At 30.8% G+C, this 20,943-nt stretch carries 22 protein-coding genes; 18 read left to right on the forward strand and 4 right to left on the reverse strand.

The features are described from left to right. The first annotated feature begins 22 nt into the window (after positions 1-22). The 7 genes from V9L04_RS02920 (at position 23) to V9L04_RS02950 (ending at position 5,425) form a co-directional block, all read left to right on the forward strand. Complete coding sequence (locus V9L04_RS02920) at positions 23-994, forward strand: hypothetical protein (protein WP_338792572.1); 972 nt, start codon at positions 23-25, stop codon at positions 992-994. Then, positions 987-1,802: a site-specific integrase gene (locus V9L04_RS02925; RefSeq protein WP_338792573.1), complete on the forward strand. Its 816-nt coding sequence runs from the start codon at positions 987-989 to the stop codon at positions 1,800-1,802. The genes V9L04_RS02920 and V9L04_RS02925 overlap by 8 nt, the downstream gene beginning before the upstream one ends. 17 nt (positions 1,803-1,819) lie before the next feature. Further along, positions 1,820-2,218, forward strand: a complete 399-nt coding sequence (ssb, locus tag V9L04_RS02930) for a single-stranded DNA-binding protein (protein ID WP_338792574.1) — start codon at positions 1,820-1,822, stop codon at positions 2,216-2,218. Positions 2,219-2,279: 61 nt separating this feature from the next. After that, positions 2,280-2,603 carry a hypothetical protein gene (locus V9L04_RS02935; RefSeq protein ID WP_338792575.1) on the forward strand — a complete coding sequence of 108 codons (324 nt, stop codon included), beginning with the start codon at positions 2,280-2,282 and terminating at the stop codon, positions 2,601-2,603. Between the two features lie 145 nt (positions 2,604-2,748). Continuing rightward, positions 2,749-3,252, forward strand: a complete 504-nt coding sequence (locus tag V9L04_RS02940) for a hypothetical protein (protein WP_338792576.1) — start codon at positions 2,749-2,751, stop codon at positions 3,250-3,252. A 154-nt stretch (positions 3,253-3,406) separates the two neighbouring features. Further along, positions 3,407-4,216, forward strand: coding sequence for a tetratricopeptide repeat protein (locus tag V9L04_RS02945; protein ID WP_338792577.1), 810 nt, complete (start codon positions 3,407-3,409; stop codon positions 4,214-4,216). Between the two features lie 444 nt (positions 4,217-4,660). Next, positions 4,661-5,425: a hypothetical protein gene (locus tag V9L04_RS02950; RefSeq protein WP_338792578.1), complete on the forward strand. Its 765-nt coding sequence runs from the start codon at positions 4,661-4,663 to the stop codon at positions 5,423-5,425. A 105-nt stretch (positions 5,426-5,530) separates the two neighbouring features. Here V9L04_RS02950 and V9L04_RS02955 read toward each other — a convergent pair whose 3' ends face one another. Further along, positions 5,531-5,674 (reverse strand): hypothetical protein, encoded by a 144-nt coding sequence (locus tag V9L04_RS02955; RefSeq protein WP_338792579.1) that lies wholly within the window; start codon positions 5,672-5,674, stop codon positions 5,531-5,533. A 65-nt stretch (positions 5,675-5,739) separates the two neighbouring features. Here V9L04_RS02955 and V9L04_RS02960 point away from each other — a divergent pair, with 65 nt between their 5' ends. From V9L04_RS02960 to V9L04_RS02995, 8 genes are all read left to right on the forward strand, one after another. Beyond that, entirely contained in the window at positions 5,740-6,573 is an 834-nt protein-coding gene (locus V9L04_RS02960; RefSeq protein ID WP_338792580.1) for an AraC family transcriptional regulator, read from the forward strand. A gap of 159 nt (positions 6,574-6,732) precedes the next feature. Next, positions 6,733-7,800 carry an NAD-dependent epimerase/dehydratase family protein gene (locus V9L04_RS02965; protein WP_338792581.1) on the forward strand — a complete coding sequence of 356 codons (1,068 nt, stop codon included), beginning with the start codon at positions 6,733-6,735 and terminating at the stop codon, positions 7,798-7,800. 110 nt (positions 7,801-7,910) lie between these two features. Next, positions 7,911-8,852, forward strand: coding sequence for an alpha/beta hydrolase (locus V9L04_RS02970; RefSeq protein ID WP_338792582.1), 942 nt, complete (start codon positions 7,911-7,913; stop codon positions 8,850-8,852). 558 nt (positions 8,853-9,410) lie between these two features. Continuing rightward, positions 9,411-10,214 carry a hypothetical protein gene (locus V9L04_RS02975; RefSeq protein ID WP_338792583.1) on the forward strand — a complete coding sequence of 268 codons (804 nt, stop codon included), beginning with the start codon at positions 9,411-9,413 and terminating at the stop codon, positions 10,212-10,214. Between the two features lie 216 nt (positions 10,215-10,430). Then, positions 10,431-11,708: a hypothetical protein gene (locus V9L04_RS02980; RefSeq protein ID WP_338791902.1), complete on the forward strand. Its 1,278-nt coding sequence runs from the start codon at positions 10,431-10,433 to the stop codon at positions 11,706-11,708. Between the two features lie 320 nt (positions 11,709-12,028). Beyond that, complete coding sequence (locus tag V9L04_RS02985) at positions 12,029-12,496, forward strand: RidA family protein (protein WP_338792584.1); 468 nt, start codon at positions 12,029-12,031, stop codon at positions 12,494-12,496. Between the two features lie 7 nt (positions 12,497-12,503). Beyond that, positions 12,504-13,313, forward strand: a complete 810-nt coding sequence (locus V9L04_RS02990) for a PhzF family phenazine biosynthesis isomerase (RefSeq protein WP_338792585.1) — start codon at positions 12,504-12,506, stop codon at positions 13,311-13,313. 175 nt (positions 13,314-13,488) lie between these two features. Beyond that, positions 13,489-14,043 carry an SMI1/KNR4 family protein gene (locus tag V9L04_RS02995; RefSeq protein WP_338792586.1) on the forward strand — a complete coding sequence of 185 codons (555 nt, stop codon included), beginning with the start codon at positions 13,489-13,491 and terminating at the stop codon, positions 14,041-14,043. Positions 14,044-14,518: 475 nt separating this feature from the next. Here V9L04_RS02995 and V9L04_RS03000 read toward each other — a convergent pair whose 3' ends face one another. Both V9L04_RS03000 and V9L04_RS03005 read right to left on the reverse strand, forming a co-directional pair. Beyond that, positions 14,519-15,157, reverse strand: coding sequence for a TetR family transcriptional regulator C-terminal domain-containing protein (locus V9L04_RS03000; RefSeq protein WP_338792587.1), 639 nt, complete (start codon positions 15,155-15,157; stop codon positions 14,519-14,521). Positions 15,158-15,257: 100 nt separating this feature from the next. Further along, positions 15,258-16,262, reverse strand: a complete 1,005-nt coding sequence (locus tag V9L04_RS03005) for a hypothetical protein (protein ID WP_338792588.1) — start codon at positions 16,260-16,262, stop codon at positions 15,258-15,260. A gap of 475 nt (positions 16,263-16,737) precedes the next feature. Between V9L04_RS03005 and V9L04_RS03010 the strand changes: the two genes are divergently transcribed. Beyond that, the gene (locus V9L04_RS03010; RefSeq protein WP_338792589.1) at positions 16,738-17,676 is read left to right on the forward strand and encodes an FkbM family methyltransferase; all 939 of its coding nucleotides are present in this window, start codon (positions 16,738-16,740) and stop codon (positions 17,674-17,676) included. Between the two features lie 8 nt (positions 17,677-17,684). Here the strand turns inward: V9L04_RS03010 and V9L04_RS03015 are convergent, their stop codons facing one another. After that, positions 17,685-18,851: a glycosyltransferase gene (locus V9L04_RS03015; protein WP_338792590.1), complete on the reverse strand. Its 1,167-nt coding sequence runs from the start codon at positions 18,849-18,851 to the stop codon at positions 17,685-17,687. A gap of 314 nt (positions 18,852-19,165) precedes the next feature. On the opposite strand from V9L04_RS03015, the gene V9L04_RS03020 reads away from it, so the two are divergent. Together V9L04_RS03020 and V9L04_RS03025 are read left to right on the forward strand one after the other, a co-directional pair. Continuing rightward, complete coding sequence (locus tag V9L04_RS03020) at positions 19,166-19,522, forward strand: hypothetical protein (protein ID WP_338792591.1); 357 nt, start codon at positions 19,166-19,168, stop codon at positions 19,520-19,522. Between the two features lie 72 nt (positions 19,523-19,594). After that, positions 19,595-20,524 carry an ion transporter gene (locus V9L04_RS03025; protein WP_338792592.1) on the forward strand — a complete coding sequence of 310 codons (930 nt, stop codon included), beginning with the start codon at positions 19,595-19,597 and terminating at the stop codon, positions 20,522-20,524. Positions 20,525-20,943 lie beyond the last annotated feature (419 nt).

Here is a 20,943-nt window from a genome sequence, read left to right on the forward strand (position 1 = left end):
ATTACAAAACACTTCTCTATTGATGACAAAACTTTCCCTTACTATTATTCTGATATGTTATCTTTTATTTTCTACTAAAAGTACTGCTCAAGAAAACTACCTGAACTATCATTTGAAGGTTATCGAATGCGAACAGCTAATTGTTGAAGGAGAATACACTTCTGCAATTAGTCTATTTGATTCACTATTTAAAAAGTTTGATTTTTTATTTTTAAGAGATATCAAAGTTGCTACTGAACTCAGTGTATTTGAAAAAGATTATAAATCAGCATTGAAGTTCACTAGCCTTGGGATAAAGGCTGGTTGGACACTGGAAAGCATCAACAAAAATGACAACTTACAATCTTTAAAAGAACAAGGAGAATGGGTTCAAATCATATCAGCTTATGATTCCCTTCATAAAATATACTTATCGAAACTGAACTTTCAGATAAAAGAACAAGTACATGAAATGATTAAAAAAGATCAGAAAAAAGCATTTGGAGCATTACTTAGAATTGGGCAAAAATCTAAAAGAAGGTATTCTGAAAAAAAATTTGCACCTCATAGCGAACATCAGATAGGAAAACTGGAGCAAATCATAAATAAATATGGTTTTCCAAGTGAACAACTTATAGGGAATAACGTATGGTCGTCAGTGATTTTAAGTCATCATAATTCAATCTCTGTGAATTACAATTCTAAAGATACTATATATACTCAATTAAAGCCAAAATTGTTGAATGCTTTGACAAAAGGTGAAATATCACCATATGAATTAGCTCAAATAGAAGACTGGCGAATAGCAGCTTTAAACAATCATGAATTAACATCTTATGGATTTCTTGGAACTATTCCAGATAAAATTATTCTTGAATCTGTAAATAACAATAGAGCTAAGATAGGACTTAGAAGCATTGATCTAAGAAACAACTTAATAGATGTTGAAAATGAAACAGGAATCAATCTATATCTACCCAAAGGATGGCAGAAAGGAAAAATAAAAATTGAATGAGTTGAGGTACAGCCCGAATACACTCAAAACCTATACTTCTCTTTTTGAGGAATTTATCAATTTTCATAATAAAAAAGACATCACAACAGTGGGGCAGGTGGAAACTATAGAATTTATACGTTATTTGGTTTCGGAGCGAAAAGTATCTATTTCCTATCAAAACCAAGCTATCAATGCCATTAAATTTTACTATGAGCGTGTTTTGGGTGGAAAAAGAATAACTATTTATTTAGACCGACCACAAAAAGAACGTACATTACCAACCATTTTGAGTAAGGAAGAAGTACAATTAATTATCAGCAAAATTACAAACCTGAAACATAAAACAATGATTATGCTCACTTATTCGGCTGGTTTGAGAGTAAGTGAAGTTATCAATCTCAAAATACAAGATATTGATTCGCAAAGAAAGCAAATACGAGTAGCACAAAGCAAAGGAAAAAAAGACCGTTATACACTTCTTTCTGAAAAAATATTAATTTTATTAAGACAATATTACATTAAGTATAAACCTATTGAATGGCTTTTTGAAGGGCAAAGTTCAGACGGAAAAATTGTGCCTTATTTTGTACGAAGTTTGCAAATGATTTTGAAAAAAGCGACCAAAAAAGCTAATATAAATAAAAAGGTAACAATGCACACCTTGCGACATTCTTTTGCTACTCATTTATTAGAAAATGGTACGGATTTGCGTTACATTCAAGTCTTATTAGGACATCAAAGCAGCAAAACAACAGAGATTTATACCCATGTAACTACAAAAGGTTTTGATAAAATAAAAAATCCATTAGATGATTTGGATATATAAAATATATTTTGCTTTTTTTGAAAAAAACACTCCTTTACAATCAAAATACAATGCAAGGATTAAATAAAGTAACTTTAATTGGAAATTTAGGTAAAGACCCAGAAGTTCAAACGCTTGAAGGAGGAATTACTTTAGTTAAAGTTTCATTGGCGACGAGTGAATCCTACAAAGATAGTGAAGGAGTCAAACAAACTCAAACCGAATGGCACAATATTATTGTTTGGCGTTCATTGGCAGAGATTGCAGGAAAGTATTTGAAAAAAGGAAGTTCGATTTATTTGGAGGGAAAAATCAAAACACGTAGTTATGAGGATAAGGACGGAAACAAGAAATATGTTACTGAAATCATCGCTGATAACTTCATTATGTTGGGAAAACCGAGTTCAGATAGAGCGAATATAAACGAAACTATTTAAAATAATTGAACGCAGTTGCGTTTATAAACAAGTTAGTGGCAATTAGAGATAGAAAATGACTATGGGTAAAGCACATTTAGAATTATTAAAATCAAAACTTGAAACCTCAAAATGGATAGTTTTATCTGAGTACAATCTTGATGTCTATTCGGACTACTGGACAATTTGCCGACCTAATGGAGATTTTCAGTTAAAGCTTAACTTTACGATAGGAGGAAATGGTAAATTTGGAGATCAAATAGGAAATGAAACTCTATGTAATGCACTAGGTTGTTCAATAGAAAACTATCCTCATATTGATATCTACTTCGGAAAATACACAAAACAATTTCAAGTGGATATTACTGAGTTTATAAGACAACTCAATCTGTTAGACAAGCAATAAAAATGCCACTAACATTGGCTTAGCAAAAATGGGCTTAACGTTTTGACACAGACATTCGAACATAAAAATAAACTTTTCAAGGTTTAACGAGGGAAGGAGCTTAGAAATCCCACTTTCGCCAAGCCATACCGTTGCCTGCAATGCTATGACTAACTATAATAAAATAGAGCAAACTGACAACATTGATATTTTACTGACATTAAATTCACACGGTTGGAGTTCTTGTTTTCTATTTATAAGAAACAAGACTTTTGAATTTACTATAACTCACGTTTTTAGTGAACCATATTTAGACTTAATCCAAGCGTTATCAAATTTAATTAATGGACAAAAAGATATAACTTTTTATTGGTATGGTGAACCAGGTGGATGTAGATTTGAAATTAACAAAATTATGACACAACAGGACAAGGTCATAGTTTCAATTAATGAATTCGGAGAATCATTTTACGAAGAACCAAAAAAATACGATTTAATGGTTACTTTTGAGATAAAAGTAAAACAGTTAATTTCTATTTTTTATTTTCAATTACAAAAAACACATTTTTTATTGCAAGACAAGCAGTTTTCAGAAAACAGACAGAAAGATTTTCCATTTCAAGAATTTCATAAATTTGAGAAAACTGTAAAACAATTTTTGAACTTATAGAAACGAAGAAGCACTGCAGGCAACATTGGCTTAGCAAAAATGGGCGTAACGTTTTGACACAGACTTTTGAACAATAAATAAACTTTTTAAGGTTTAGCGAGGAACGAGCTAAGAAGTCCCATATTCGCCAAGCCACACCGTTACCAGCAATAAGATGAAAAATTTACTAACCATATCATTTATACTGATTTCATTTTCAGTTTTCGGACAAAAGAAGATGATGAAAAAAGCTGAATTGGCTTTTGCTCACTATGAGAAAGGAGAAAAATATGAAGCTCTTCTAATTTTCAAAGAATTAGTAAAAGATTATCCAAAATCTGAACAATATGGACGAAACCTTTATAACATACCTACTATTTATCAAGAGATAGACTCTACAAAAATGGCTATAGAATGGTTTATGAAAGTCCTTGATGATAAAAACCTTGATGATTCAGAAAAAGACCATTCTCGTGGAATTTTTGAAACTAATACCAATTTTAAACATTACGCAGCAATGAATATTGGTGTGATTCATTACAACAACAACAACTATTCTGACGCATTGAATTTTTACAAACTAGCTGACAAAAAATATCCATACTATAACACATCAGGAACTGATTTGAAGTTGAATAAAATCAAATTAGCCTCTAATATTTCTGATTGCTACGACAAATTGAACCAAACAGATAGTGCAATTGTTGTATTACTTCCTCACGCATTAACTGAATCACCAAAAGCAAGTAATTATGCAAGTCAGAAAATAATAAACCTAGTAAAGAAATATGAACGGGAAAACTCTTTTTTTAAAGAGTTAGATAAATCAATTAACAATTTGCAAATCATAGATAAAGGAATTCGTTTAAGTATTTATGAGATTGATGTGAAAGTCTATCCCTACTTTGATGAAAAACTGACAAAAGAATATTTGAAAAATACTTTATTCTATAAAGAAATAAATAAAGTTGGTAACGATGGCTAAAAAGTCATAGCCTACGAAATGAAAATGTTTTCTAGCTGAAACACGAAAAAGAATAAAAATAATTCATTGCAACAAGCACTTTTTAAAAACTTGTCATTTTTCAGAAAAATAAAAACAAATTTAGTATTCAGAGAATTATGTTTTGTCTAAAAGCTTTTTAAGAACTGTACTTTTTTACTAGAACTTTGCATATTTACACATAAAAACGTACTTGTGCAGACAAACGTAGCGTTATAACTAAAAAATTAAAGCTGGTAACATTGGCTTGGCAAAAATGGGCATAACGTTTTGACACAGACATTTGAACATAAAATAAACTTTTGTAGGTTTAGCGAGGGACGAGCTTAGAAGTCCCATATTCGCTAAGCCATACCGTTATAAGCAATGCTAAGAAGATATACATCCATATTAACATTAATATTAACTTTTTCATCACTATCAAATTTGATTGGGCAAGACAAACTCAATGACAATATAATCAGTGATGCTCTTATAAAAAAGTTTAAAATTAAACAAATAACAGAAGATTGGTTTACCGACTCATTAAAAGCATTACCAACAAACACGAATATTGAAAAGTATAATGAAATTGGACAAAAGACACAAGAAGTTAATATAAATTACACTTATCACAAATTCATTAATGACTATAAATACAAACTGAAGAAAGGTTTAATTATCAAAGTACAACATTACTATGACTGGAATCCTTACAGAACGAAACGAAAAGGAGATACTATTGTAAAAAAGACTGTTTCTAAATATAGCATAAGTTCTAAGATGAAACTAAAAATAAAAGCAAGTCGGTTCGAAAACTTTCAAGTAAAAGAAACTTTTGATAATTATGGTAGAATAACTGAAAAAATAGATACTGTTAAGTGTGGATACAATATTACCAACTACACTTATAATAGAAATAACAAACTTGTTGAAAGAAAATATTACTCAACTCATCATTCTGAAAGTCCTAGTTTATATGCTGTTGATAGTTTGCACTATAACTTAGACGGACAACTTATAAAAGAAGCAAGTTACTATGATATTAAAATGACCGAAGACAAGTGGGTGTGTGACAGAGAAGTTATTAGGATTTACAGTTACAATCAATACGGTCTAATAATGAAAAAAAACACTTGGAAAATATACAATTCACTCAACAAGAAAGAGTTAAAACCAACAATTTATAGATATGAATACGATTTTTACTAACCAGAAAAGGACTGCTTATAACATTGGCTTAGCAAAAATGGGCTTAACGTTTTGACACAGACATTTGAACATAAAATAAATTTAAAGGTTTAGCAAGGGAAGGAGCTAAGAAGTCTCACTTTCGCCAAGCCACACCGTTGTACGCAAGCTAAAAATCCAACGCACAAAGCAAAGAGTGCTATCACACACATTGCTTTTTCCCAACGCTGAACGAACTAAATTGAGAGCAAAAATCAACTGTTTTAACATTTTCAGACAAGTTAATAAAAATAAATACCGCTACATTTGTAAAGTCAAATTTAAACTTTAAGAAAATGAAACCGACTACAGCAGACATAAAACAAATAAGTTGTGAAAATTTACACATTGCTGCAATGATTGAATCGCAACTTTGCACTGAGAGAGATATGTACTTCCCAGCAAACTACTTGGTAATGGTTGAGCAAGGTGTTTACACCATTATAACAGAGTACAAAACCTATGTTGTGAACGAGGGAGAATTTGCCTTAATTAGAAAATATACACAGGGCAAAATACTTAAAACACATAATGAGAACCAAAAATCATTTAAGGATATTGTATTTGTGCTTCAAGATGATTTTATAAAGGAAATCATCAGAGATTTTGAACTACCAGAAAATATTTTGCCTTGTACTGAACAAATTGTCAAGTACAAGAACAACTACATTTTAGAAGGCTTAAAACAATCGTTAAGCGTGTATTTATCAGGAGTTGAACAAATAGACCAAACCCTAATCAGTTTAAAAACCAAAGAAGCTCTCATTGGAATTTTGAAAGATAACGGAAACTTGATTCATATTTTTAATGAATTTTCAGAACCACAAAAAGCCGATTTGTTCCAGTTTATGGAACATAACTTTATGTACAATTTACCTTTAGAAACTTTTGCGAAAAATACAGGAAGAAGCCTTTCAACATTTAACCGAGATTTCAGAGATGTATTTCAACTTTCGCCAAGTAAATGGCTTAAGAAAAAACGCTTGGAATTGGCAAAACAACTAATGACAATTTATAACAGAAAAGCATCTGAGATTTATCTTGAAGTAGGTTTTGAAGACTTGGCCCATTTTAGTCGCTCGTTCAAAAATGAATTTGGAATAAATCCGTCAGAAATAGCAAGTGCATAACAGATTATTCGTAATCAATATTTAGAAGCAACCTATTTCGGTTGCTTTTTTTATTTGTTGGAATTTTTAGACAAGCAATTAGAAATTTAAAAGCAACTAAAGTGAAATAAATATACCTAATTTTGACCTATCAAATTGAAACAATAAAATATTAAAATTATGACAACAATAGACAGAGCAAAACCAGTTTTCGTATCAGGTGCCAATGGTTATGTAGCCAGTTGGTTGGTAAAAAAACTTTTGGAAGAAGGACTAACTGTTCACGCAGCTGTACGCAATCCTGAAAACGATAAAAAAGTTGGACATTTAAAAGACATCGCCAAAAACACCAAAGGAGAACTGAAACTATTCAAAGCCGATTTGCTGACTCCAAATTCGTATGTGGAAGCAATGAAAGGTTGCGAATTGGTGTATCATACAGCATCGCCATTTACTACCAATGTAAAAGACCCACAAAAAGAATTGATTGAACCTGCCGTAAAAGGAACTGAAAATGTTTTAACTACTGCATCACAAACACCATCTGTAAAACGTGTAGTCGATACCAGTAGTTGTGCCGCAATTTACACAGATGCCATTGATACCGTAAATGCACCCAAAGGTATTTTGACCGAAGAAGTATGGAATAAAACCGCCTCATTAGATTATCAACCGTATTCGTATTCCAAAACATTGGCAGAGAAAAAGGCTTGGGAAATTGCAGATGCCCAAAACCAATGGGATTTAGTGACCATTAATATGTCTATGGTTATGGGACCTCCATTAAACCCAAAAGCAACTACTTCCGAAAGTTTTAATATGCTAAAACAAATGGGAGATGGTTCTCTAAAATCAGGTGCTCCAAAAGTAGGTATGGGTGTTGTTGATGTACGAGATGTGGCTGAAGCTCATTACCGAGCAGGATTTACTCCCGAGGCAAGTGGAAGATATATCACACTTGGTCACAACACTAATTTATTTGAAATGACCCAACAACTACGACCTAAATTTGGGCAACAATATCCTATCTCTAAAAGTGCTGCACCCAAATGGTTATTAATGTTTGTGGGACCAATGGTTAATAAAAACCTTACCAAAAAGTTCATCCGCAATAACGTGAATGTACCATTTAATGCCGACAACTCCAAAATCAAAAAAGACTTGGGTATGACTTTCATCCCTCTCCAAAAAACAATGGAAGATTCATTTCAAGTATTGGTAGATAATGGAATTTTCAAAACTAAATAATCATATTAACAACAAAAAATATCGTACAAATGAAAACAATCACTAAATTTTTAATAATTGCAATACTTTTCGCAACATGACAAACATTTGCACAAAAACAATCGAAAGAAATGAATACATCAGAATTTAAAACAGGTAAAAACAAAGTAACCTTTATGAGTGATGGGAGTAAAGTTTCTGCTTTACTTTTCTTACCACAAAACTTTGACTCTACAAAAAAATACACAACAGTAATAACAACACCTCCAGCTACAGGTGTTAAAGAGCAAGTAGTTGGTTTATATGCCGAAGAATTGAGCAAAAAAGGATATGTAGCATTGGCTTATGACCCAAGAGGTTGGGGAGAAAGTGAAGGTATTCCATTCTATTTAAATCCTTGGAATATGGCGGATGATACTAAAAATGGAGTAAGCTATTTATTAACCCTTCCATTTGTTGACAAAGACTATGTTCACAACCTTGGGATTTGTATGGGTTCAGGATTTGCAGGTTTTGCGACCGCAACTGATGCAAGAATAAAGTCTTTAGCAGTTGTAAGTCCTTATGTAGATGCAAGAGAAAGTTACCAAAAAGCGTTGGGTGGTTCATCTGCTGCTGTTCGTAAATATATGTTATCTCAAGGTGGTAAGGCAAGACAACACTATTACGAAACAGGAGAAGTTGTAACTATCCCTGTTGTACCCGCAAATGAACAACAAGCAGATGAAACCAAAGCACCACCAGTTGCTCGTGGAATGATGGAATATTATAATCCTGATAGTCCAGGTGGTGGATATTGCGACAATTGGAACAATAAACTAAATGCAATGTCAATTGAAGGAATGGCAAGTTTTCAAGTATTTAACTATTGCGATTTGTATGAGGATATTCCTGCTTTAGTCATTTATGGAGACAAAGCCATTACCAAAGATGGTGCTCAAAAAATGTACGATATGCTCAACGGCTCAAAAGAACTGATGATAGTAGAAGGAGCAGGACATTTTGATTTGTATTGGAAACCTGAATTTGTAAGTCAAGCAGTAAATAGAATTGATGAATTTTTGAGTAAATAATAAAGGCTATTCGTTAAAAAGTCACAGCACATTGCAATCCTCGTTCCTGCGGTTGCAAAGAGCTGTTTGGTAACGTTGACAGACCAAACGGAAAATAAAGCCTGCGTACAACAAGGTGTATAAGCAATAGCGGTTTGAGTGAAAACTCGAACCGTTTTTGCATTTATTTAAGTATATTACTTACTGAAAAGTGGCAGCTATTAATCCACTTTCGCCAAGCCACACCGTTAGTAGTAATCATAGGAAACTAAAGAGCAAAGATAGTTCACACAAAAAGACTCGTTTTCAAAAAAAGTAACAGTTCAGACCAAAAGAGAACAACTATTTTATTCAAAGAACTGTATTTTTGCCTAAAGGCTCTCTAACAACAAAATATTTTGTATCAGAACTAAATTTGTGAACAAGAAAAATTGGCTTAACATTTTGATACAGACTTTTGAGCATAAAGAACACTTTTAGAGGTTTAGTGAAGGATGAACTAAGAAACCTCATTTTCATTAAGTGGTCATTGCAAAAGAGGAGTGTATAATACATTAATAAATAAATTTAAAAGACATCATGAAAACAAAAATTATTGTTTTTTTCACTATTTTAATATTAATTTCATGTAATGACAATAGTTTTAGTAATAAAAAAGACACCGACAAAGAAGAGTGGTCTAAAGTTATAATAGAAACAAAAACTATAAATAGTATTACTTATTACTTTTCATCTGACGTGAGTATTAAAAGAAGAAATTTAGCAATCGAAGAATGTCAAAAATCCATAGAAGAAAATTTAAAATTAATTGGTGAAAATGAATTCAACAATAAAATGGATATTGAATTTTTAAAATCAAAGAAAGAAATGTTAAAATATGGTGGAATTGCTGCTCAAGGTTTGGCTTATCCCAACAGAGATGTGTTTTTTACTTTATTAAAAGACACAGGTTCGCCAATAAAACATGAAATGATGCATATGATAACAATGTATAAATGGGGAACGCCCTCCACTTCATTAACTTGGATGAATGAAGGATTAGCAACATATTCAGATATAACATGTTTTAAATACTCATTAGAAGAAATTTATAAGTACTTTATTCAAAGTAATAAACTTATTAATTTGGATAATTTGTCAGAAGATTTTTATGGAAATCCTGATATAATTGCATACACCCAAAGTGCTTTTATTTGTAAATTTTTAATTGATAATTATGGTATCTCAAAATTTAAAGAACTTTGGAAAAGCGAATATGGAAAACTAAACGAAATATATGGTTTCGACTCACAAACCTTAGAACAAATTTTGAAAGAATATATAAATAAAAAATACCCAACAAATATTAATTTTGATTGGGAAGCATTTAATAAGGGCTGTTAAAAAGCAACGAACCCTAACAATGGTTTTAAAAAATTTGGGTTTTATTTTTTAATTTAAATTGTAGAGTTTAAAATTGCCGTATTTTGCTGAATATCAACTCTGTACGGCAATTATATTTTGCAAAAGTCCTATATTTGTTTTTACCACAAAATAAATAATTAGATTTTGTAAAATACACTACAATGATAAAAAAAAATAGCCACAAAAATAGTTTCTTTGACAAAAAAATATTTTGAACAGGAATTTTCAGCTACTTCTACTCTTTTTCAGAACTCTTTTTCAGAATTAGATATTTCTAATGTAGATGAATCTGATACATTACTTTTTGAAAAAATGCAAACTGTATTTTTTCTAGGTCAGTTACTAGGTTTGCCTACCTTGAAAAGTATTTTAGTCAAATTTGGTATCACAAGTAGTCAAGTATCCATCAATTACAAAAAGTTGTATAAAAAACTGACAATCAACAAAATACGTGTACTTTATGAATATGTATTTAAAACTCAAGTGGTTCATTTATTGAAAGAAATGGCTTCAAAAGATAGTAGTATTTGGTCAAAAAAAAGAGTTACGGCAGTTTTAGATGACAGTATTTTTCGTCAATGGCTCTCTGAGTTAGGTAGAGAAAATGATTATTTTGGAAGTTTCTTTAGTGGACAGTATCGTGCTACTACTCTAGGCTTTAAAGTGGTTTGTTTCGGATTATATATTGAAGATGTTTTTTATCCTTTATTTTTTGATTTTGTTAGAAAAAAAGGAAAAGCTGATAAAAAAGAACCTATTCAAATAGCTAAAAAATTAGTGAATCGTTGGGGAAAGTTACAAGAAAAATTAGCTAAAGAAAATAGTGTATTACCTTCTATTCATTTTAGTTGTGATAGTGGCTATAGTGATGTTTCATTGAGTGAAGAATGTACCAACCAATCAACAAGTTTGATTTATATTAGTGTACCTAAAAAAAATCATATTATTATAGTAAATAATAAAAAAACAAACTCAAAAGAATATATAGATCGTGTTTTTTTAGAAAAAGAAAAAAAACATCAAGAAGCGCAAAGACATCTCAAGGAAGAAGAAAAAACACCTTTTACTTTACGTCTAAAAGCGTTCTATCAATGCCAAAAAAGAGAAGTTGTTTTATTATTTTTTAGGTTAAATGGCTCAAAAAAAGTAAGTGTTATATATACCCCAAATTTGACCGTTTTTGCAAAAACATTACGAAGACATTGGTTCAATAGAACCTATATAGAACAGTTTTTCAAAACACTCAAACATGTATTAAAAATTAGTGAACCTAGAACAAAAAATAAAGAAGAATTTGAAAATAAACTTTTAAAATTTGCATTTTTGGCGATTGAAGTTCAAAAAATAGTCCGATTTATTAGAAGAAAATGTAAACAATTTAAACAAAAAGGATTTATTTCTTTACAAAGGATACTCTGCTCTAACAAAGAAATACTAGACCTTTTGCAAAAGCAAATCAATATAAAAACTTGATAATCAAAATAGTAAACTAAAATCAAACTCTACAATTTAAATAACAAGTCTTTTTTGCCAACAAATAGAAATAGTTAACAGAAAAAAAATTGTACTTTTGCTTTAGAACAAACGTTTTAAACCAGAAAAATGACTACTATTAACATTGGCTTAGCAAAAATGGGCGTAACGTTTTGACACAGACTTTTGAACATAAAATAAACTTTTAGAGGTTTAGAGAGGGACGAGCTAAGAAGTCCCATATTCCCTAAGCCATACCGTTAGCAGTTATTAAAAAAAATCACGACAAGAATTTACATTAAGAACAGAAACAAAATAAAATGAATAAGAGTCCAGAACAAAATTTAAAAGACCTTTCAATTACTTTAAACGAAGTTTCACAACCTATCGCAAGCTATGTAAACTGCGTACGAACGGGAAATTTATTATTTCTGTCTGGTAAAGGTCCAATTAAAGAAGACAAAACCTATGTGACAGGAAAAGTTGGCAAAGACTTGACTATTGAACAAGGAAATGAAGCTGCCCGTTTAGTAGCAATCGACCATATTGCAGTATTAAAAGACGAATTGGGAGATTTGAGCAAGGTAAAACGAATTGTCAAGGCTTTTGGAATGGTTCATTGTACAAGCGATTTTATTGACCAAGCAAAAGTGATAAATGGATATAGCGATTTAATGTTTTCAGTTTTTGGCGAAAAAGGACGGCACGCAAGAAGTGCAGTAAGTATGCACGCATTGCCTCTAAATTTTGCAGTAGAAGTTGAAGTAATCGTAGAAATTGAAGATTAGTAATTAAATGACCATAAAAACATATATCATTGATGCGTTTACAACCGAGCTTTTCAAGGGAAATCAAGCTGCTGTTTGCCTACTTGAAAATGAACTTGATGAAACGACAATGCTCAATGTCGCAAAGGAATTTGGCTTTTCTGAAACAGCTTTCATTATAAAGCAAAATACAGGTTCATTTTCCATTCGCTATTTTTCGCCTGTAAAAGAAATCCCATTATGCGGACACGCAACTTTGGCTTCTTCTAAAGCAATTTTTACAGAATTTAAAGAACTTACCCAAATCATTTTCCAAACCCATTTTGGAGACACATTGGAAATAAACCAAAACAATGGTAGAATTGAAATGAAATTTCCTTTACACCAAACGGAAAAGACTGAATATGACGATGCAATAAGAAAAGCACTAGGAATAAATGAAGTTCTCAATTCCAGATACAATTCATTTCATAATATGCTGATGTTGGAATTGGAAAGTAGCGAAGAACTTGAAAACCTAAAACCTGACTTTTCTGTATTAAGAAAAATCGAAACAACTATCAGCGGAGTACTTGTAACTGCAAAATCCATACGTGACAATTTTGACTTTGAATACCGCTATTTCTTCCCTTGGTCTGGAGCAGATGAAGACCCAGTTACAGGTGGAGTTCAGAGCTTTTTAGCAAAATATTGGTCAGACAAGATTAATAAGAATAAAATGAACGCTTTTCAATGTTCAAAACGGACAGGAAGTATGGAAGTGGAACTAATGAAAAATTCAGTAATAATTAGAAGTAATGCAGTAATATTTACAACAGGAACTATGAACCTGACTTAATGAAAAGAATAAAAACAACCGCTAACAATGTATGCTATGAAAAATAGGCGAAACAACTGTAAAGACAAGGCTTTTGGCTCGTTTCAAACTTTGTGCTTAACCGAAAGTTTCGTGCTTAAAAATCGCCTACTTTTCATATACTAAACGTTAGCTGATATTTTAGAAAGATCCACTTATGAAAGAACAAACGATAAAAAATATAATTGATACCTACTTAACTAAATGGATAAACATTGGACTAAATCAAAAGCTAAGACCAATTGAAGTCGAAATGTCAGACCCAAACCAAGATAAAAAAGAAGAGTATCGTATTTGGCATCCAATTGAAAGTAAAGTTACAGATATGGAAATCAAAGAAATTGAAGATAGAATTGGACACAACTTTCCAAATGATTATAAAACATTTTTAAAACATAAACATTTTTATGAACTTCAAATTTCCGAAGCTTCATTTTGTGAACATCCAATTAATACTTGGAGAAAAAGTCTTACAGAAATGATTTTCAATGGTTATCTTACTGAGTTTCTCATTGATGAAGGTTATATTCCATTCATAAATTGGAGTGATTGGGGTTTACTTTGTTTCGACACGAACAGAAATAAAGACGATAAAAACTATCCAGTTGTATTATGGGATCACGAAAGAGCAGATCAATTTGAGGACAAGTACAAAGACTTTTATGATTTGTTGACTCAACTTGACAAAGAAGAAAGAAAAAACATCAGCTAACATCAGCTTAGCAAAAATGGGCTTAACATTTTGACACAAACATTTGAACATAAAAATAAACTTTCAGAGATTTATGAAAGGATGAGCTAAGAAAGTCCTATATTCACCAAGCCAAATCGTTCTAAATCCTAAAATAAATCAAAAATGAAAATATTTCTTAAAATTGGAATCCTAATTTTAATAGCTGTTTCTTGCAAACAAAAAGAAACAGAAAAAAGAGTTGATTCAGAAAGTGAAATAAATTATTATACCTACCCTTTTTACTATGCAGATATATTCAAATTTTAAATATCTGAAAATCAAGTGTTTATATATTTAATTTTCTGCATAGCAACTATGAAAACTATAGATTATGTCAAAAGAAGGAATAAAGAAAAGGAATTTGATTTTACTCAAATTCCTTTAGTCTTTTATAAAAATCAAATTCGTAATTCGTAATTCGTAATTCGTAATTCGTAATTCGTAATTCTTTCACTTATTTACGCTGAAATAAAAATTTCACAAAATCAAAAGCTGAGTCTGCAATATTTCTACCAATCAAATCCATTGCAAAATTGACTGTTTTTTCTACGGCTGCATCTGTTCGTTCAAAGTTTTTGCTATCATCTTTTACCCAAAAACGAATCAGAAATTCAGTTTCTGCCCAAAGAAGGGAATCATATTTTTTAGCTATAAACATACGTTGTTCTACCTCTCCTGTATCCATTCCTTCCTCTAAAAGAACATTTATATATTCATAAAAACCATTTTTGAAGTCTGCCAAAATTTTTCTTCTAAACCCTCCATTTCTTGCGCTAAGTTCATTAGTTACAAAACTGCGATTTTCTTTCAACACTTCTACCAACGTAAAATAAAAGGCAAGTAACTTTTCACGCACCATATATTCTGCATAAACGGATTCAGAACGCAAACGCTGAACAGTTTCTGTGAGATATTCTCCCCAAATTTCTTGTTCTATATTATTGAAGCTAGAATAATTATCATAAAAATATTTTTCGTCTTCTCCTAGCTCTGCCATTAAGTTATAAGGTGTTGCAGGAGCTTTTCCATGTTGTCTGATATATTGAATAAATGCATTTTTGATTTGCTGTTTTGCTGTGGTGGTATTTTCCATTTATAATAAACTATTTTTTTGGTTTAATTTTAAATCTAATGTAATCTAAACGAACATTGTCATAGAATGGTTTTGATATTTTTTTGTTCTTTTTATTCAATTAAACAAATCTCCTTCTCATCAAATCTTTAAGGCTTTGATATAACCTACCTCTTGTGTACCACTTAGAAACATGAGGAATTAAAGTTGTTTCTTTTGATGGATTATTTGTGTCTTGTGTTTTAATATTTACTGGAAATATTTCTTTTTTAATTGGATTTAAAAACCAACTGACATAGTTAACAAGTTTGTTTACAGGAAATTCAGATTTAGGCATTACATTTCCATATATTTGGATGTATATAGCATCCTCTTCTCTTGTTATGGGTGTTTCAATATAATAAATGATTCTCTTTCCTTCCTCATTAAATCTAGAAAGTCCATATCTGCTTTTCTTCTCTTCTTGTTTTTCGTTAATTTTTTCTAAAGGCAATTCTTTTTCTTCCTCAAAATTAATTAAAATAGATTGATGAATACTAGCAGAAATTTCAAACTCCTTTGCTTCAAGACCTTCATACTCTGCTACTAAAATAATACTATCTTGATTTTGAAGAGTATCTTGAGGAATCAGAAATGAAAAAATTCCATTTTCTAAAGAAGTTGTTTTATGTTTTGTGCCTTTTATAGAAATGATAGCTTCTGATAAAACCTCATTTCCATTGACCACTTTTCCATTGATAGCAAAAGGAGGAGCTATATTTTCTAATGAATCCGTTTCAATCTTTTGATTGTATTCTACTTGTGTTGTGTCATTTTGTGATTTGGCAGTCGTAGAAGTTAGAAAAAAAGCAACTGAAGCTGCTGCCAATTCTTTAAAGAAAAATCTTCTTCTTGGAGTTTCTGTTTTTTCTTTTTGAGGTTGTAATGTTCGGTTTACTTGTGTTGTAGAGAATAAACCACATGTTTTTTGACTTCCTATTTTTTTGAAATAATCAACAATCTCAGCATCTGTCATAGACGAAAAATCAATAACTACTTTCTGACAAGAACCACAAAAAAGCCCTCTTTCTGCTGGACTCATAGTATTCAAGTCTTCATGACACGGTTTTGGTATCTGTATTTTCATTTTACTTTCAGTTTTTTTGAATACACTTTAATCTTAAAACAAACGAAGAGCAAGGGATAAATGCTGCAAAAAATAATACAGACTCATTCCTCTTTATTTTTTGATGCTCAAAACATAATTTATCCATAAAATAATCTAAGATAAGAGAAAATTACTCACAAAGTTGCTCATTATTTAAATTTACGGCATATTTTGGGGGATGGTCGTTGTCGTCAAGATGATTTTGTTTCTGACTATCTTTGCAGCAGGTGGTTCTAGAGAATCTATGAGATAAGAAAAATTATATCTAGTTATATATCAAAAAAAGCAACAATTTCTTGTTGCTTTTCTTGTGTTTAACATTTTTTTTCCTGTTTTAATTGGAATATTGTTAAAGCTATTTATCTTTACAAAATAATTTTTCGTGTCTAAAAAAATAAAAGAAATGACCTCAAAAGAGTTTTTAATGAAAGTAATAAGAAAATTTCCATCAAGTATGAAATTTTCTGAAAATAAAATCAAACAAATGATTTTAAAGGAGAAGTCTTTGAAAAAACTTAATTCATTTTATTCTGACTTAGATAATAACGAAAAAGAAGTATTTCACACTTCTTATGCCAAAATGTTTAGAGATAATTCTACTAGTTTATTTGAATCTTTAGATACTACTTGGTCAGTAAAGTTTGCAAATGCTACTGTAAAAGTACCTCTACAATCAAAGTCAATGTGGTTAGATTGGGACACAGCTGTTTCTATTGTTGGTCATGATATTGAAGTAAAAGAATTTTATAAAAAACTTATATTATCAGAGTACAAACCCAAACTTGTTTTTGATGTAGGTGCTAATTATGGAACCCACTCTATATTGTTTTTGGCAAACGGAATTCCTACTATTACATTTGAACCTAATCCAGCTTGTTATGATAGCTTCGACAAAATGGCAACTATCAATAATTTAAATTATAATTTAGAAAAAGTAGCTGTAGGAGATAAAGAAAGTAGAGAAACGCTTATTTTTCCAGAAAAAGACACTTGGCTAGGAAGTATTACAAAAGAATATGCCTCTACGATTAATACTTTCGAAAAAGTAAAAAGTATTGAGATAGATGTAATTACGCTAGATAATTATACTAAATCAAAAAATAGTATACCTGATTTTATAAAGATAGATACAGAAGGTTTCGAAATAAATGTAATTGAAGGTGCAAAAAATCTATTACAAAATAATCCTATTATCATTACTTTTGAGTGTATAAAGGAAGAAGAAAAAAAACAATTGTTTGACCAATTTGATAATATCAATTATCAAATTCATCAACTACAAAACATATCTAAAAAACCTTTAAGTAAAAATGATTTTATTCAATCAACGTATGTAAACTTTTTGGCAATTAACTCTGAACATCCAGCTTTGGAATCAAGCTTATTTGAATAATTAATTTTTCAGAATTTCCAAGCCTGCCCATTTTCACCATACAAACTTTCATAAACACGATGAGCAATTTGAAAACCTCTATATTTTTCTGCAACTCCTCTTATCTTTTGATGTAAGTCTGTTTCTTCTTTATGAATCAATAGTTCATTTATTTCTTCTGCAATTCGTAAGTATTCTTTTTCAGTAAATTCATTCATAATAGAACCAATTTTATATTTTTCTATTGTCTGCGAATCATCTGAAATATTTGGTGTAATAACAACAGGAAGCCCCATAGACCAGTATTCACCTGTTTTTATGGGTGTTCCATAGCGTTTTGAAGCAGCAGGCTTAAATGGCGTAACTCCAAAATCTCCTAAACCAATATAAGCTGGGATATGCTCATGAAAAACAAATTGTGTAGTAACGATATTTCTATCCAAACCACTCACTTTGCAATACAAATTTATTTCCTCTTCTTTGTGAGAAGTAAGGATTAATACTCTAAATTTATCTCCCCAATAATTATGACAGACTTTCCAAAAATCAAAGATTTCTTTTTCTAAGTATGAGCTTCCAAACTTTCCTGCATAGACACTTACTATTTTATCTTTCAATCCTAGCTCTTCCAAAAGTTTTGGGTCTTTTCTTTTATTAAAATCAAATAAATTCAAATCTACACAAGCAGGTTTTGACTCCAAACAACGCTTGGAAACATCCACTCCATATCTAGTTGCAGCATAGTTTTGCATTTCATTGACACAAGGAATAAAAGCAGAAGCATGTTTTGCTTCCATTTTCTCTAAGTTCCAAAGAATTTGAAAAGCACGACTATTTTTTGTCCAAGTATTACTTTCTAGCATCGTTTCTGCGTGAGGTTCAAAGCTATCAATAATTAGTTTTTTTCCTGTTATTTTGGATAAAATAAACCCACCTGCTCCTGCTGTTACACAAAAAGGATGTATAAATCGTATATTTTTTGCATATATTGTTTTTACTAAGGTACTAATTATTCTTATCCAGTTGAGCATAGCACGAGTTCCGAAAGGATAATACGGAAAATCTAACAAATGAATATCAAATTCGTTTTGAAGATGTTGTTTTACGTCATTTTTTTGCTCCTCACTCATTTTGAAATGAGGTTGTTCTAATGTCATTAAATATATTTTACTATCTTTTGGTAAATATTTTTTCATAATTTTGACGTAAGGCAACGTATAAGTTTGCATTAGTGCATCTCTAAATGAAAAAAATGTCGGTATAAGAATATGAGCAGGCTTCAAGATAATTATAAATGATTAATGGTGAATTGTTAATGGTAAACTTACACAAAAACAAAATGCTTTAATTATTCTAAATTTTTCACAATTAAATGATAAATTCGTTATTCATTCTAACTTCAAAAATCTAAAATCTATTTTTTTATATGAAATTCCTCACAAAATTAAGCGTATTATTTACATTTTCCCTATTTGCTTTTTTATTAATGGCTTGCCAGACTGAAGATATTATGAAAAAAGTTGTTGGTGTTACTTGGATTCGTTCTTTCGAAGACGATAAAGATGGCACACAAGCCTACCGACCAGAAACCTATGAATTTCCTCCTGCTCGTGGGCGTGAAGGATGGAGATTTGAAGAAGATGGAACACTTACAAAACAAGCCATTGCACCAACAGATGGCTATATATCTCAACGAGGAAAATGGAACTTTTATACTCAAAAAGGCAAACCTATTTTAGATATTATCTTAGAAATTGTTCAAGAAGACATAGACAAAAAACAAGATGAAAAAGTACAAAAATTGAAGTATGAAGTTATTTCAGCTTCTGATTCTATTTTTTTTGTAAGACCAATGGACGAAAACTAAACTTATTGTATTTGCAAAATGCAGGAATAGTCTAAATTATTTCTGCATTTTACTCATTTTAGAAACTAATTTATGAATTACTCTACTTTCAGAATACGAATTTACACTATTATAGAACGTGGTGAAAAACACGATAAAAAAAGTGTTTATTTTGACTATTTCATAATTATACTAGTTCTTTTAAGTGTCATTTCTACTATTTGGGAGTCCCATTCGACAAAAATTGGAGGAAAAGATTATAAAGTCTTTTTTGATTTTTTCGAATTTTTTTCTATTGCTATTTTTACGATAGAATATTTACTTCGCCTTTGGACTGCACCTCTCAAATATCCTCACCTCTCTACTTGGAAAGCCTATCTAAAATATATTTTTTCTTTTATTGCGCTCATAGATTTACTAGCCATTCTGCCGTTTTATTTACCCTTTTTGGGAGTAGAAGACCTACGTCTTTTGAGAATGATGCGATTACTTCGACTCTTACGTGTCTTTAAACTCAACCGTTATTCTCGTGCCTTAAACCTCGTTTCAGATGTCTTAAAAGAAAAAGGGGAAGAACTTGTAACAACTGTGTTTTTTGCATTGATTTTACTTTTAGTCTCTTCAACATTGATGTATTATGTAGAACATGAAACCAACCCTGAAGGGTTTCCTAATATTATTGCTACGCTTTGGTGGGCTGTTGTTACGCTCACTACGGTAGGTTATGGCGATGTTGTCCCTGTAACGATGCTAGGGAAAATACTAAATGGAGCAACTGCTCTTATCGGAATTGGCGTGGTTGCACTTCCCACCAGTATTTTGAGTGCTGGTTTTTTAGAAAAAGTAGAAGAACGCAAAAAAGCTGAAAAAGAAGCTAAAAAACAAATCGAAAAACAGCTTTTACAAGAACTAAAAGAACGAAATGGAGAAATAGAAAAAGAAGAATCAGAAAACTCTACTACTCATTCTACAACTCTTTGTTATTGTCCTCACTGTGGAGGGAAATTGCCTGAAATAAATTGAAAATATTCAATGGATTTTTGATATAAGTTTCACAATGAATAAAGAAGAATACAAAACAGTAAGTCAAGAAGATAAACTAAAATATTGGTCAGACACACTTACAAAAAATCAAAACACTTGAACCAAATATAGAAGAGCTACTAAAAGAAGTTATTGCAAGATACTGGAAAAATTATTGGAACGAACAAAAAATATGGAAAGCATCAGAAACCTAAATTCTCTACTTTATCTTATCTCACTATTAAAGATTCTATCCTCTCAAAAAACTCATTCATCTAACTTAATTTACATATTATCAATAATTTACTTAGATAATTGATAAAAAATGCTAACTTAGACTTGTAAAGTTTAAAAGAAGCATGTACTTTGCCTAATAAACCTTAAAACTAGCATTAACTAGTTTTTCAAGAAATGAGATA

It is taken from the genome of Bernardetia sp. MNP-M8, from assembly GCF_037126285.1.
GTDB lineage: Bacteria > Bacteroidota > Bacteroidia > Cytophagales > Bernardetiaceae > Bernardetia.

Excerpts from the sequence above, each read along its gene's own strand:
- V9L04_RS02920 (WP_338792572.1), top strand. The coding sequence starts at position 23 with ATGACAAAACTTTCCCTTACTATTATTCTGATATGTTATCTTTTATTT.
- V9L04_RS02935 (WP_338792575.1), top strand. The coding sequence starts at position 2,280 with ATGGGTAAAGCACATTTAGAATTATTAAAATCAAAACTTGAAACCTCA.
- V9L04_RS02940 (WP_338792576.1), top strand. The coding sequence starts at position 2,749 with ATGACTAACTATAATAAAATAGAGCAAACTGACAACATTGATATTTTA.
- V9L04_RS02945 (WP_338792577.1), top strand. The coding sequence starts at position 3,407 with ATGAAAAATTTACTAACCATATCATTTATACTGATTTCATTTTCAGTT.
- V9L04_RS02955 (WP_338792579.1), bottom strand. The coding sequence starts at position 5,674 with ATGTTAAAACAGTTGATTTTTGCTCTCAATTTAGTTCGTTCAGCGTTG.
- V9L04_RS02960 (WP_338792580.1), top strand. The coding sequence starts at position 5,740 with ATGAAACCGACTACAGCAGACATAAAACAAATAAGTTGTGAAAATTTA.
- V9L04_RS02965 (WP_338792581.1), top strand. The coding sequence starts at position 6,733 with ATGACAACAATAGACAGAGCAAAACCAGTTTTCGTATCAGGTGCCAAT.
- V9L04_RS02970 (WP_338792582.1), top strand. The coding sequence starts at position 7,911 with ATGAATACATCAGAATTTAAAACAGGTAAAAACAAAGTAACCTTTATG.
- V9L04_RS02975 (WP_338792583.1), top strand. The coding sequence starts at position 9,411 with ATGAAAACAAAAATTATTGTTTTTTTCACTATTTTAATATTAATTTCA.
- V9L04_RS02985 (WP_338792584.1), top strand. The coding sequence starts at position 12,029 with ATGAATAAGAGTCCAGAACAAAATTTAAAAGACCTTTCAATTACTTTA.
- V9L04_RS02990 (WP_338792585.1), top strand. The coding sequence starts at position 12,504 with ATGACCATAAAAACATATATCATTGATGCGTTTACAACCGAGCTTTTC.
- V9L04_RS02995 (WP_338792586.1), top strand. The coding sequence starts at position 13,489 with ATGAAAGAACAAACGATAAAAAATATAATTGATACCTACTTAACTAAA.
- V9L04_RS03000 (WP_338792587.1), bottom strand. The coding sequence starts at position 15,157 with ATGGAAAATACCACCACAGCAAAACAGCAAATCAAAAATGCATTTATT.
- V9L04_RS03005 (WP_338792588.1), bottom strand. The coding sequence starts at position 16,262 with ATGAAAATACAGATACCAAAACCGTGTCATGAAGACTTGAATACTATG.
- V9L04_RS03010 (WP_338792589.1), top strand. The coding sequence starts at position 16,738 with ATGAAATTTTCTGAAAATAAAATCAAACAAATGATTTTAAAGGAGAAG.
- V9L04_RS03015 (WP_338792590.1), bottom strand. The coding sequence starts at position 18,851 with ATGAAAAAATATTTACCAAAAGATAGTAAAATATATTTAATGACATTA.
- V9L04_RS03020 (WP_338792591.1), top strand. The coding sequence starts at position 19,166 with ATGAAAAAAGTTGTTGGTGTTACTTGGATTCGTTCTTTCGAAGACGAT.
- V9L04_RS03025 (WP_338792592.1), top strand. The coding sequence starts at position 19,595 with ATGAATTACTCTACTTTCAGAATACGAATTTACACTATTATAGAACGT.